This window comes from Streptomyces sp. NPDC001443 (assembly GCF_053597355.1).
The window spans coordinates 1-12,501 of the sequence record NZ_JBSFIA010000045.1 but is presented as its reverse complement, the minus strand read 5'-3'; the positions used below and the strand labels follow the sequence as shown (position 1 = coordinate 12,501).

The following is a 12,501-nucleotide window of genomic DNA, read 5'->3' as shown; positions in this document are numbered from 1 at the left end:
CGAAGGCCGCGTACCGCGCCGAGGGTGCTCCCAGGCCGACAGCGGCCTCGAAGGCACCCTTCCGGCTGATCCCCGACCCCTGTCCGCGAGAACTTCGAACAGCCATGGAAAGTGATCGATATGTCATCCGAGATGAACTACGACCCCGAACTGACGGGGCTGCTGATCGTCGACCCGTACAACGACTTCCTGTCGGAGGGCGGCAAGCTCTACAACTACGGCCGCTCGACTCTCGAAGCGCTCGACGTCGTCGATCACATGCGCCAGGTCCTCGCCGCCGCGCGGGCGGCCGGCGTGCAGGTCTTCATCGCCCCGCACCATCGGTGGCGTGAAAGCGACCCGTACAGCCGCTGGAAGACGATGCCCCCCGTCCAGGCGTCCGCCGCGAAGGCGCACGTGTTCGCCGACGGTACCTGGGGCGGAACCTTCCACCCCGATTTCAAGCCGCTCCCCGGCGACATCGTCGCACAGGAGCACTGGCTCTCCAGCGGATTCGCCAACACGGACCTCGACCTGCAGCTCAAGAAGACGGCCGTCCGCAAGCTTGTCGTGATCGGCATGCGCGCCAACACCTGCATCGAGTCCACCGTCCGCTTCGCCGCCGAGCTCGGCTACGAGGTCACGGTGGTGAAGGACGCCATCGGCAGCTTCGGGGCCCCCGAAATGGAAGCGTCACTGCGGTTCAACATGCCCGAGTACGCGAGCGCCATCGTCTCGACCGACGAGATCGTCAAAAAGCTTTCCGCCTGACGACCAAGAAGATCGAAAATGACCGACCGCATCATCGCCGAATCGGTGGCCGAAGCCACCATTCACGCCCCGCCGGATGCGATCGACCTGGCGGACTGGGTGTGTGGCACCTCCACGGCAGGGGGCCATGGCGTACAGGTGAATGAATCGCTCAGAGTTCGTACAGCGCTGTCTCACACAGCGCAGGGTGATCACTCTGCCCAAGGACGCCTACCACCCGCCGCTCCGGGAAGCGCGGCATCAGCATCTGACAGAGAGTCCTGCGCGGCGGGCCGCGGCTGCGGAACCGAGCACAACGGGCTCTCAGCACCCGTATGGCGGCCCGTCCAGACCCCCAACCAGCACGTCCCCTGGTTCCATCTCCGGGACACGTAGACACCCAGGAGACATGTTGCCGAGTTCTGGAAACGCGCCGGTCTTTGCCTCTGGCTGTTCCTGTGCTGGCAGGCTCGGGGCGACGTGGTCATGGAGTGGGCCAGGTGCCGAGTGCTCGGGCCAGCCGGTCGTTCTGCGCGCGGGTGATTCCTTGGGCGAGGCGGATTCCGCACCGTGGGCTGCCGGGCTCGTCGCAATGCAGGATGCCGGGAAAGTGCTGCTGGCTACCGGAAAGCGGTGAGAAGGAGGGCAGGGCCCACTCGGCCGGCTCCCACAGGGGGTGGTCCCGCAGGAGGGCATCTGCCAGTACAGGCGCCATGTCTTCGCCGATGCCCACCTGGACGAGCGCGTCGCCGACCAGCGCGGCCGCGTCCGCGGGCAGGTTGCTGTCGCCGAGAGTCGGAAGCAGGAGCAGCAGGCGGACGTGGGGCGTGTGGATCCCGGGAGCTTCGGGGTCGGGTGTGCCGGCGATGTGCGTCAGCTCCCGCCAGGACAGTCCGGGGCCGGCTTGGTGGCCGTCGATGGTGGCCAGGCAGCCGTGCCGATCCCACTCAGGGTGGGAGACGAAATACTCGGTCCCCAGGTCATCGGTGATGTTGCGGCCCACGATGACCACACTGTGGTTGTCGGCGAACGGGATGCGGAAGACTGGCCAGCGTTCCTCGTCGGTGAGCGCCTCGTACGCTGCGTCCGTGTCGGCCTCGTCAACACCGAACCACAGCGGATCCGGGTCGCTCTCCTCGGTCTGGCACATCCACAGCAGGTAGGCGGCCCAGAACCCCGGCAGAGCCAGGAACTCCTCCGCTGCAACGAGGGGGTCGTTCTCGTATCCATCGATCAACACGAGCCCAGAGTGCCACTTGGCTCTGACATGTCCTGCACCGACCGCTCCTTCCCGTGAAGGGTGTCCCTACTTCTCGCCGACATCACGGAGGACAGTGATCACGAAGTGTTCCTGAGCAGCGCCAACAACCGTTCTCGCATATGACCTACGTAGCCAGACCCCGACCACCGACCCCGACCACGGCAGGTCACAGTCCTGCGCAGCGGATTGCACAACCGGTGGGCAACAGCTGCGCACAACAGCTCAAGCGCGGCGCTCACCGCCCCTGCCGAAGAGCGGCGCGGGCAGCTGGTGCGCACGCCGGCCGCCCGCCCCGCCTTCGATTGCGCACCGCCCGCGGCAGGTCTGCGCAGGACCCCGGCCAAGGGTGTCGTCGACCATCGCCCTCACCCCCGACCATGAACTCGACCACGATGGCGCAGACCCCGACCAAAGACCCGACCATGCAAGTCACAGCATTGCACAGCCGATTACGCAGCCCGGCTTGTGCCGGACACCCCTTGCGCAGACCATCGACTCTGGGCGCGCAACCGACGGCGAGCGTCAGCTGCGCACCCAGAGAGTGAGGGGCCTGCATGAACGACACCGCCCAAACCGTCGCCGGCATGCTCTCCCCTCAGCAGACCTTGCCGCAGTACGGCAGTCGTGAGCACCTGTCCCCCGCGCCTGCGGGCGTGATCTCCCTGAAGTGATGGCGCTCTTTGAATCTGGTTCAGGCAAGATTTTCGTGAACGGTTCACGGGCTGTGACGTCGTCCGGATGTCACTCGTCGTAGTACTCGCCGTCGTCGCCCTGAACCCGCGCATTGAAAGCTTTCGCGACCTGGCGCATCTTCGCGATCAGAATGTCGCTCGGGTTCTTGGCGCTGATCTCTCCCGACGCCCAGTGCAAGGCGGTTCCGAGCCGCTCTTCGTCAGGATGTGTGGTCATCACTGCAGACCGCTGAGAGGGCCCGCTCCATTCAGACGGTGGAGGAATCATGGACAGGTCGGCGTCACTCTCAACGAGTGCCTCCCATTCATGAGTGGCGATCTCCGGTCCGTCTTCGTCCCACCAGTCTTCACGCCGGGTGATGTGGATGTCGTAGCCCATGGCGCGAGACAGTAGACGACGCTACTGACAAGAGTCCGGGAGACAGGGTAGAAGAACACGCTTGCGCAGCAATGGGAGTTCGGCCCGGTTGAACATCTGCCGCTTCAGCGTCTTGAGTCGGTTGACGTGCCCTTCGACGACGCCGGAGCTGTAGCCCAGGGTCATTCCGGCCAGTACCGCATCGAGGTCCTGGCGCAGGAATCCCGCGAAGCCCTTGATCGGCGGCGGTGCGGTTTGCTCTGCCTGGCGTATCCAGGCCTTCAGCAGAAAGCCGCGACGGTGGCGGAGCAGGTCGGTGAACGCGCGAGCGTAGTCGCAGGCTGCGGTGATGTCTGGGCACGCGAGTCGCACCTCATCCAGCCCTTCGGTGCCGCGTGGCGACAGGTTTTCGGCGGCCTGCATGATCCATCCGGTGATCCGGCGCGGGCTGGGTATCTCGGCGGGGACTGGCGGTGCGGTGCCGGTTTGCACGGTGCGGAGGTAGCGGGTGAGGGTGGAGTAGCCTCCTCGGTAGCCCTGTGTACGAAGGTGTGGGAACAGCTCGGTGCCGATGGTGCGGCCGGCGGCGAACTCGGCCTGCAGAAAGGGCTTGAAGCGGTTGAGGGGGACGCTGCGGCGGTCGCGGGCGGAGGCGAGCAGGGCATCGAGGTCGGTGTCGCGGCAGTGGCGGACGGTCTTGCGGTCCAGGCCCAGGCGGCGGGCGATCTCGCTCACTGGGCAGCCAGTGGCAACCATGCGGTTGATCTCCACGTGCCGGTTCAGGACCCGCTGGACCATCAGCGTCGGCGGCAGGGCATCGAGCACCGACATCTGAGCGGGACAGTCGCGCCCCCGCTCGGCGTGCTTCTTCAGGCAGTCTCGGTGCTGGTGGCAGACCTGCTCGACCGCCCGGGACAGGCTCTGGAGTAGGTGCCATCGATCGGCAACTTGCACCGCGTCCGGGCAGGCTTTGGTCGCGGCGCGGCTGTAACTGCTGTCTCGGTCACGGCAGATGATCTCGGCGCCGGGGTGCGCGGTCAGCCACGCGGCGAGTGTGTCGGACGAACGGTCGGGAAGCAGGTCGATCACCGTCGAGGTATCGACGTCGACCACGATGGTGCCGTAGGCCCGGCCCTTTCGAAAGGCGAAGTCGTCCACGCCCAGTGCCCGTGGGCTGCACGCCGAACCAGTGGCGGGCGGGTCGGGCAGCGCCATCAGCATCCTGATCAGTGTCACCCGGCTCACTGGCACCGCGAGCACCGATGCCATCCGGGCTCCGGCCCGGCCGACCAGGGCCAGCGCGATTGCCACCAGCAGGCGGTGCAATGGGGGTGTTCTCCGGCCGTAGCGGATGGTCAGTCCCTCGACCTGCTCAACGAAGGTACGACGGGGGCAGGTTGGCCAGTCGCACACCAGGCGGCGCACTGACAGATCAATGACCACTGGACGCCCGGCGAGACCGATGTCGGCGAGATGCCGCTCGTAGCGGCTATGGACACGACGCGCGGCCGTGCCGCAGCCGGGGCAATCCACCACGAGGTCGTCCCGAGTACGCGCGACGACGTGCACCGGCCACCCTCGACAAACACCCGCTCCACCAGCACCGTCTTCAGGTGCGGAAACACGATGTCCAGAAACTCGTCACACATAGATGACGATGCCAGGCAGATGATGCTCCGTCACGCTTCACGAAAATCTTGCCTGAACCTTGAATCTCCCCACGTGGTGCTCAGGGGTGGGGCAAATTCCGGTCGTAGACGGGACCATCCCCGCAGGTGCAGGGAGCAGCGGACCGAGACGCTGGCGCTCACGCTCCAGCAGGGGTCATCCCCGCAGGTGCGGGGAGCAGGTGTCCGGGCCCATCTCCGGTGCGGTGTCGCTGGGACCATGCCCGCAGGTGCAGGGAGCAGGGTGTGGGTATGCACGCCGTGATTCCTGTGCTGGGACCATCCCCGCGGGTGCGGGGAGCAGGCCCGGTGGAACACGTCCGGCCGCCCGGCCGAGGGACCATCCCCGCAGGGGCGGGGAGCAGACGCCTCTGTCAGCCGCCCTTCTGGCGGCCCCGGGACCATCCCCGCGGGTGCGAGGAGCAGTCACGATCTCGTCCCCCAGCTCGCCGCCCGCGCCCGGGCGGCCGCGTGACGGAGATGCCGGAGCTGCACACGCGGCTCCTGGCGGATGTGATCGCGCTCGGCTCCCAGTATCTGCTGGTTCTCACCGGCGGCTACGCCGTGCGAGCGCACCGCCTCGTGAACCGCCCCAGTCAGGATCTCGATGTCGCTACCGAGAACCCGGCGCCCATGGCCGACATCCCGGCCACGCTCCGCGCCGGCTTGGAAGCCCGGGGCTGGACGGTGCACGCGCTCGAGACGGCTCCGCTGTCCGCCCGCTTCACTGTGACCGACCCGGTCACCGGGCAGGACTGCGAAGTCGATGTCCTCAAGGAGATCTTTTCGCGGCCTGTAACCCAGAGTCCCTATGGGCCTGTCCTCGCGGAGGAGGACGTGATCGGCACGAAGGTCCGTGCCCTCGCCGACCGCGGGGCGCCCCGTGACCTGATCGATGTCTATGCAGCCTCCCCCCGCTGGAGCAATGTCGAGCTCGTGGAGTTTGGCCGCCGTCACGCCCGCGGCCGCTTCGAGCGTGAGGATCTGCAGGCGAGCCTCACGGGCGCCGAGTGGACCGACGACGAAGCCTTCGCCGCCTACGGGCTCGACCCTGCCACCATCACCGCACTGCGCGCCTGGGCCCTGCGGTGGGCCGACGACCTCGCGGCCCGCCTCCTCGCAGAGACCGATATCGCAGACAGCGACTGATGAGTCTGCGCCCTCCACGTGTCGAGGAGGGCGCAGGAGCTTGGGGGCAGGGCCGGGCGCACGGGCGGGCTCCTCCGGCCGGCAGCCGGCTCTTCTCCGTGGGCCATTCGGTCGGCGCACAGATTGCCCTTGGACGGCATCGTCGCGGCGCCCGCCGGTAGTCCGCACGGCGTGCCTTCGCACTGGATGTCCCTAGCCGACCTCGAGGACCAGCTTGCCGCGAGTCTTACCGCTCTGACTCAGGCGGAACGCCTCAGCGGCCTCGGCCAGCGGCAGGGCCCGGTCGACGTGGACCTTGAGCTTGCCCGCATCGGCGAGTTCGGCGAGTTCGGCGAGGTCCGCGCTGTCGGGCCGCACCCAGACGTGGTGGCCGCCCCGCTGTGTCACGCCGGGGTCGACGATCGAGGCCAGTCGGCTGGAGTCCTTCAGCAGGTCCTGGGAGGCGGCGACCGCGTCACCGCCGACGTTGTCCACCGCGGCGTCGACGCCCTCCGGCGCGAGCTGCCGCACCCGGTCGATCAGGCGGTGGCCGTCCCCGTAGGCGACCGGTTCGGCGCCTAGGGAGCTCAGGTAGTCGTGATTGCGCTCGCTGGCGGTGCCGATCACGCGGGCTCCCATGGCCACGGCGATCTGGACGGCGAATGACCCCACACCGCCGGCTGCCGCGTGCACCAGGACTGTGTCGCCCTTGCTGACGCCTACTCGGCGCAGTGACTGCAAGGCCATCAGCCCCGCTAGAGGCACGCCGGCCGCCTGCCGCCAGTCCAGCGAGGCGGGCTTGCGCGCGAGGGTGCGCACCGGCGCGGCGACGAGCTCCGCGTAGGTGCCGTGCTGCACCTCATCCTTGCGGACGTAGCCGAAGACCTCGTCGCCGACCGAGAACTCGGGGGTGTCCAGGCCGACGGCCTCCACGACGCCTGCGACGTCCCAGCCGGGCACGAGCGGGAAGTGGACGTACATGATCGGGTCGAGGTGCCCGGCGACGATCTTCCAGTCGACAGGGTTGACGCCAGCGGCCTTCACCCGGACGAGTACCTGGTCCGGGCTGACCTTGGGGTCATCGGTCTCCGCGAATTCAAGCGTTTCCGGACCGCCGTAGCGGTTGGTGATGATGGCTCGCATGACCGAAGTCAACCGGCCGGGGCCGCGGTTCTTCCACGGCTGGCCGCCCGACCCTGTCCGTTCAACCCTGTTGGCGGCACCGCCGGCTGCGCTCCGGCCAGCCAACCCGCCCCGCAGCCGCGAAGAACGCCTGGCCTACCAACTCCGCGTTCGTCACCATCCGCACCCCCACCATCAGCCAGCTCGCCACCCAGGTCCGCACCCTGATGATCCTCGGCCGCCACCAACAGACCACCGCACGGCCCTCCCTGATCGTCACCGGACCCGCCGCAGCCGGGAAAACCACCGCCCTCCGGTGCTGGCCCGACAGGTGGCGGAAGGGCGCGGGACGGCGGAGAAGCGGCTGTGCGCCACGGGGGCGAGGGCCGCGCGCCGCGCGGATGCCTCCTTGCCCGGCGACCTGGTGGCGTTGCGGGACGTTCCGGAAGGCCGTCGGATTTCGGAGCTGGAGCGGCTGCGCCGGCCTCCGACGCGGACGACGAGCACGGGCATGGCGAAGGCCATGGAACGGGTCGATGAGATCTCCTCCTTCCACCTGGGCCGGGTGAAGGTCGACAAGGTCCCGCCGAACCGGCTGGCGGCGCTGGCCGTACGGGGCTGGGGGAAGGCGCCGAACCTGGAGCGCACCCCGGAGCCAAAGCGCACCGCGCTGCTGGCGTCGGTGGTCCGGCATCTGGAGGCGTCCGCGATCGATGACGCGCTGGAGCTGTTGACGCTGCTGATGCAGGTGAAGCTGATCAGCGTGGCGGAGCGGGCCACAGACAAGGACTGCCTGGCGGCGAAGCCGCGGCTGGCGAAGGCGTCCCGTACGGTCACGGCGGTCTACCGGCTGTGGAGCGAGCAGCTGAACCTCGTCACCGAGCACGGCTCCGACCTGGACGCGGCGACGATGTGGCGGCGCTGGAGACGGAGATCGGGCCGAGGGACGAGGTCGAGTCCGCCGCGTCGCTGCTGGACGATGACCGAGCCCTTCCCGCTCCTGTCGCCGGGCCGGCCGGCCCGGCGACGGGGGCCGCGGGGTGCCTTGGAGTGGCCGGGACGTGTGAGGCGTCGCAGCCTGGATACGCGTGTGCACGGACACCACGACCCGTCCGGAAGACTCTCCCTGCCATGACCAGCGAAAAACCGCTCGACCCGCACTCGGAGATCACCCTCCGGGTCAACGGCAAACCCCATACCCTGCTCGTCGACCACCGACGGGTCCTGCTGGACCTGCTCCGCCAGGACCTGGGACTCACCGGGTCCAAGAAGGGCTGCGACCACGGCCAGTGCGGCGCCTGCACCGTCCTGGTGGACGGGCGCCGCGTCAACGGCTGTCTGCTGCTCGCCGTCACCCTCGACGGCAGCGAGGTCACCACCATCGAGGGCCTCGGCGGCGACGGCGAGCACCCGCACCCCCTCCAGCGGGCCTTCCTGGAACGCGACGCCTTCCAGTGCGGCTACTGCACACCCGGGCAGATCTGCTCCGCCGTGGGCATGATCGCCGAGGCCGCTGCCGGTCACCCGTCCCACGTCACCGACCCGGCGGAGCCCTCCGGCAGGCCCGTGCCGCTGGACGGGGCCGAGATCCGCGAGCGGCTCAGCGGCAACCTGTGCCGGTGCGGCGCCTATCCGCGCATCGTCGAGGCGGTGGAGGACGTGATCGGGTGAAAGGCTTCGAATACCTCAGGCCCACCGGCGTCGAGGAGGCCGTCGAGGCCTACGTGGCCCACCCTGGCGCCCACTACCTCGCCGGCGGCACCAACCTCGTCGACCTCATGAAACTCGGCGTGGAGACCCCTGGCGTCCTCATCGACGTCGGCCGGCTGCCGCTGGATTCGGTCGAGGAACTGCCGGACGGCGCGCTGCGCGTAGGCGCCACCGTCCGCAACAGCGATCTCGCCGCCCACCCGCTGGTCCGCGACCGCTATCCGGTGCTGTCCCAGGCGCTCCTCGCGGGCGCCTCCGGACAGCTCCGCAACGCCGCCACGACCGGCGGCAACCTGCTCCAGCGCACCCGCTGCCCCTACTTCCAGGACCTCGACAAACCCTGTAACAAGCGGCAGCCGGGCAGCGGCTGTGGCGCCCGCGACGGCGTGCACCGCGACCACGCCGTGCTGGGCCACTCCCCGCACTGCATCGCCACCCACCCCTCCGACATGGCCGTCGCCCTGGCGGCCCTCGACGCCCGGGTCGAGCTGTACGGCGCCGAGGGCCGGCGCAGCATCCCGGTAGCCGACTTCCACCGGCTGCCCGGGTCCCGTCCGGAACGGGACACCGAGATCCGCCCCGGTGAGCTGATCACCGGCATCCTGCTGCCGGCCGCCCGGGCCGGTGTGCCCTCCGCCTACCGCAAGGCCCGCGACCGTGCCTCGTACGCCTTCGCCCTGGCCTCCGTGGCCGTCGTCCTGCGGGTCGCGGACGGCGTCGTGGACCAGGTGGGGCTCGCCTTCGGCGGCCTCGCCCACCGGCCCTGGCGAGCCCACCATGCGGAGACGGCGCTGCTGGGCGCGGCGGCGACCCCCGAGGCCTTCGAGGGCGCCGTGGCCCTGGAACTGGACCGCGCCGAGCCGTTGCGCGACAACGCCTACAAGGTGCCCCTCGCCCGAAACCTCGCCCTGGACGTCCTGAACCGCCTCGCCCCCGCACCCGCGACGGCCTGACCTCTTCCGGACCCGGCCGACCCCAGGAGAACCGATGGCGAACGACCCACTGGAGCACGGCGGCCCGCTGCCCGGGACCGGTCTGCCGCACGCCGATCCGATGGCCGCCACCGGACCGGCCCGGGACGATCCGCGGGCCGGCGCTGCTCTGCCGCACGACGACCTCGTCACCCGCGCCGCCTCCGCCGCCTGGGGTGAGTCCGGCGAGGGCCGGCAGCCCCGTACCGGCGCCCTGGAGCAGGACCCCCACCCCACCCCGCGCCCGGGCACCGCCCTCGGGGCGCCCGCCGGGCGACGGGAAGGGCGGGAGAAGGTCACCGGTAACGCCCGTTACGCCGCCGAGTACCCGGTGCCCGGCCGCGTCCACGCCTGGCCCGTGCCGGCGGCCGTGGCCCGGGGCCGGGTCACCGACGTGGACACCTCGGCCGCGCTCGCACTGCCCGGCGTCCTCGCCGTGCTGACCCCCGGCGACGCCCCGCGCCTCGGCGAGACGGACGACGCCACCCTCGCCGTCCTGCAGAACCGCCACGTGCCGCACCGGGGCTGGTGCGTAGCCCTGGCTGTCGCCGAAACCCTGGAGGCGGCCCGCGCCGCCGCCCGGGCCGTCCGCGTCGGCTACGCCACCGAGCACCACGACGTCGTACTCCGCCCCGACCACCCGGACGCCTACGAGCCCCAAGGGGGCGCTCAGCCGGGCCGCCTCGAACACGGCGACCCGTACGGCGCCTTCGCCGACGCCGACGTCCGCCTGGACACCGAGTACCGGGTGCCGCCCCTGCACAACCACCCCATGGAACCGCACGCGAGCACCGCGCACTGGGACGGCGACCGGCTGACCGTGTACACCTCCAGCCAGGGCAGCACGACCGTCCAGTCCGTGCTCGCCGGTCTCTTCGACCTGCCCGAGGAGCACGTCACCGTGGTGGCCGAGCACGTCGGCGGCGGCTTCGGCTCCAAGGGCACCCCGCGCCCCGACGTCGTCCTCGCCGCCATGGCCGCACGGCACACCGGCCGGCCGGTCACGGTGGCCTACCCCCGCCGGTACATGCCCACCGTCGTCGGCCACCGGGCCCCCACCCTGCACCGGCTGCGCCTCGGCGCCACCGCCGACGGACACCTCACCGCGGTGCTGCACGAGGTCACCACGCACACCTCGCACGTCAGGGAGTTCGTGGAGCAGGCCGCAGTGCCGTCCCGCGTCATGTACACCGCCCAGCACCTGCTCAGCTCCCACCGGGTGGTGCCGCTGGACGTCCCCAGCCCGTCCTGGATGCGCGCCCCCGGCGAGGCCCCCGGCATGTACGCCCTGGAGTCGGCGGTCGACGAACTCGCCGGGGCCCTCGGCGTGGACCCTGTCGAGCTGCGGATCCGCAACGAGCCGGAGAGGGAACCCGGCAGCGGCAAGCCGTTCAGCAGCCGGCACCTCGCCGAGTGCCTGCGCGAGGGCGCCCGCCGCTTCGGCTGGGACCGGCGCGACCCGCGCCCGCGCTCCCGGACCGAGGGCCCACTGCTCATCGGCACCGGAGTGGCCGCGGCGACCTACCCGGTCCTGATCCGGCCGTCGACCGCCACCGCCCAGGCCCTGCCCGACGGCACCTTTCTCATCAGGGTGAACGCGGCCGACATCGGCACCGGCGCGCGCACCGTCCTCGCCCAGGTCGCCGCCGACACCCTCGGCGCGCCCCTGGACCGGGTGCGCACCGAGGTGGGCCGCAGCGACCTGCCCCCGGCATCGCTGGCCGGCGACTCCTCCGGCACCGCCTCATGGGGCTGGGCCGTGCACGAGGCGTGCGCCGCCCTGGCGGCCCGGCTCGCCGAGCATCCGGGTCCGCTGCCCGCCGAGGGTCTCCTGGTCCGTTCCGACACCGCAGGCCGGGCGGACACCGACTCCCCGTACGCCCGGCACGCCTTCGGCGCCCACTTCGCCGAGGTCGCCGTCGACACCGTCACCGGCGAGGTACGGGCCCGCAGGATGCTCGGCGTCTTCGCCGCCGGGCGGATCCTCAACGCCCGCACCGCACGCTCCCAGTTCGTCGGCGGCATGATCATGGGCCTGGGCATGGCCCTGACCGAGGGCAGCACCATGGACGCCCCGTTCGGCGACTTCACCGAGGCCGACCTCGCCTCCTACCACGTGCCCGCCCACGCCGACGTCCCCGACATCGAGGCCGACTGGATCGAGGAAGACGACCCGCACCTCAACCCCATGGGCAGCAAGGGCATCGGCGAGATCGGCATCGTCGGGACCGCCGCCGCCCTCGGCAACGCCGTCCACCACGCCACCGGCATCCGCTTCCGCGAACTCCCCCTCACCCCGGACCGCGTCCTCACCGGCCTGCTGGCCGAACGGTGACGACCGCGACGAGGGACACCGGAAGGGGAACCGCCCGAGTGCCGGGACTGCTGTGGGAGTACGAAGCTACGACCCCGCCGAGGAACGCCTGCGGGAGTCTGTGCACCCTGGGCAACGGCTACTTGGGAGCGGCTCCTCCTCAGTGAGCTGGTGATGCCGTGCGCCGTTGCCGTGCGTGCGCGGACGGCGGATGGCACCCTCAAGTGATCAACGCACCACCCATGGATGATCATGTGATCGTGGAGGCACAGGTGCATGACTGCGGGTTTTCGCCAGCTCAGCAGGATGAGATCTGGAGACGCTGGCGCGAGGGGCAGTCGTTCAGCTTGATCGGGCGGGCGCTCGGGGCACCGGTGCAGAGCGCTCGTCGGTTCCTGCATCAGAGCGGCGGTGTCCGCATCACCCCGCAGCAACGATCAGAGCGGCATCTGAGGGGTCTGTCAAACGAGCGGTGTAACTGGGGTTGTTGGAGTTACTGCCGGGCTGCTGAGAGGCGGCCGTCGAAGGTGATGTCGAAGGCGTTGAGTG

Annotated in this window: 10 protein-coding genes and 1 pseudogene; 7 read left to right on the top strand and 4 right to left on the bottom strand. The window is 70.2% G+C overall.

Annotated features, from left to right (window positions below):
- Positions 1-120: 120 nt before the first annotated feature.
- Positions 121-750 (top strand): isochorismatase family cysteine hydrolase, encoded by a 630-nt coding sequence (locus ACWC24_RS34670; RefSeq protein WP_450666873.1) that lies wholly within the window; start codon positions 121-123, stop codon positions 748-750.
- A gap of 463 nt (positions 751-1,213) precedes the next feature.
- Here the strand turns inward: ACWC24_RS34670 and ACWC24_RS34665 are convergent, their stop codons facing one another.
- The 3 genes from ACWC24_RS34665 to ACWC24_RS34655 form a co-directional block, all read right to left on the bottom strand.
- Entirely contained in the window at positions 1,214-1,969 is a 756-nt protein-coding gene (locus ACWC24_RS34665; RefSeq protein WP_450666872.1) for a hypothetical protein, read from the bottom strand.
- A gap of 762 nt (positions 1,970-2,731) precedes the next feature.
- Positions 2,732-3,061, bottom strand: a complete 330-nt coding sequence (locus tag ACWC24_RS34660; protein WP_450666871.1) for a hypothetical protein — start codon at positions 3,059-3,061, stop codon at positions 2,732-2,734.
- Between the two features lie 21 nt (positions 3,062-3,082).
- Complete coding sequence (locus ACWC24_RS34655; protein ID WP_450666870.1) at positions 3,083-4,609, bottom strand: ISL3 family transposase; 1,527 nt, start codon at positions 4,607-4,609, stop codon at positions 3,083-3,085.
- A 578-nt stretch (positions 4,610-5,187) separates the two neighbouring features.
- On the opposite strand from ACWC24_RS34655, the gene ACWC24_RS34650 reads away from it, so the two are divergent.
- Positions 5,188-5,856 (top strand): nucleotidyl transferase AbiEii/AbiGii toxin family protein, encoded by a 669-nt coding sequence (locus ACWC24_RS34650; RefSeq protein WP_450666869.1) that lies wholly within the window; start codon positions 5,188-5,190, stop codon positions 5,854-5,856.
- A 192-nt stretch (positions 5,857-6,048) separates the two neighbouring features.
- Here the strand turns inward: ACWC24_RS34650 and ACWC24_RS34645 are convergent, their stop codons facing one another.
- Positions 6,049-6,978, bottom strand: a complete 930-nt coding sequence (locus ACWC24_RS34645) for an NADP-dependent oxidoreductase (RefSeq protein ID WP_450666868.1) — start codon at positions 6,976-6,978, stop codon at positions 6,049-6,051.
- Between the two features lie 490 nt (positions 6,979-7,468).
- On the opposite strand from ACWC24_RS34645, the gene ACWC24_RS34640 reads away from it, so the two are divergent.
- From ACWC24_RS34640 to ACWC24_RS34620, 5 genes and pseudogenes are all read left to right on the top strand, one after another.
- Positions 7,469-8,092 (top strand): hypothetical protein, encoded by a 624-nt coding sequence (locus ACWC24_RS34640; RefSeq protein ID WP_450666867.1) that lies wholly within the window; start codon positions 7,469-7,471, stop codon positions 8,090-8,092.
- On the top strand, positions 8,089-8,628 hold the full coding sequence (locus ACWC24_RS34635; protein ID WP_450666866.1) for a (2Fe-2S)-binding protein: 540 nt from the start codon (positions 8,089-8,091) through the stop codon (positions 8,626-8,628). Before ACWC24_RS34640 ends, ACWC24_RS34635 begins: the two co-directional genes overlap by 4 nt.
- Positions 8,625-9,620 carry an FAD binding domain-containing protein gene (locus tag ACWC24_RS34630; RefSeq protein ID WP_450666865.1) on the top strand — a complete coding sequence of 332 codons (996 nt, stop codon included), beginning with the start codon at positions 8,625-8,627 and terminating at the stop codon, positions 9,618-9,620. Before ACWC24_RS34635 ends, ACWC24_RS34630 begins: the two co-directional genes overlap by 4 nt.
- Before the next feature lie 34 nt (positions 9,621-9,654).
- On the top strand, positions 9,655-11,973 hold the full coding sequence (locus ACWC24_RS34625; RefSeq protein WP_450666864.1) for a xanthine dehydrogenase family protein molybdopterin-binding subunit: 2,319 nt from the start codon (positions 9,655-9,657) through the stop codon (positions 11,971-11,973).
- Positions 11,974-12,194: 221 nt separating this feature from the next.
- Positions 12,195-12,501 (top strand): annotated as a pseudogene (locus ACWC24_RS34620) (hypothetical protein); the annotation flags it as partial.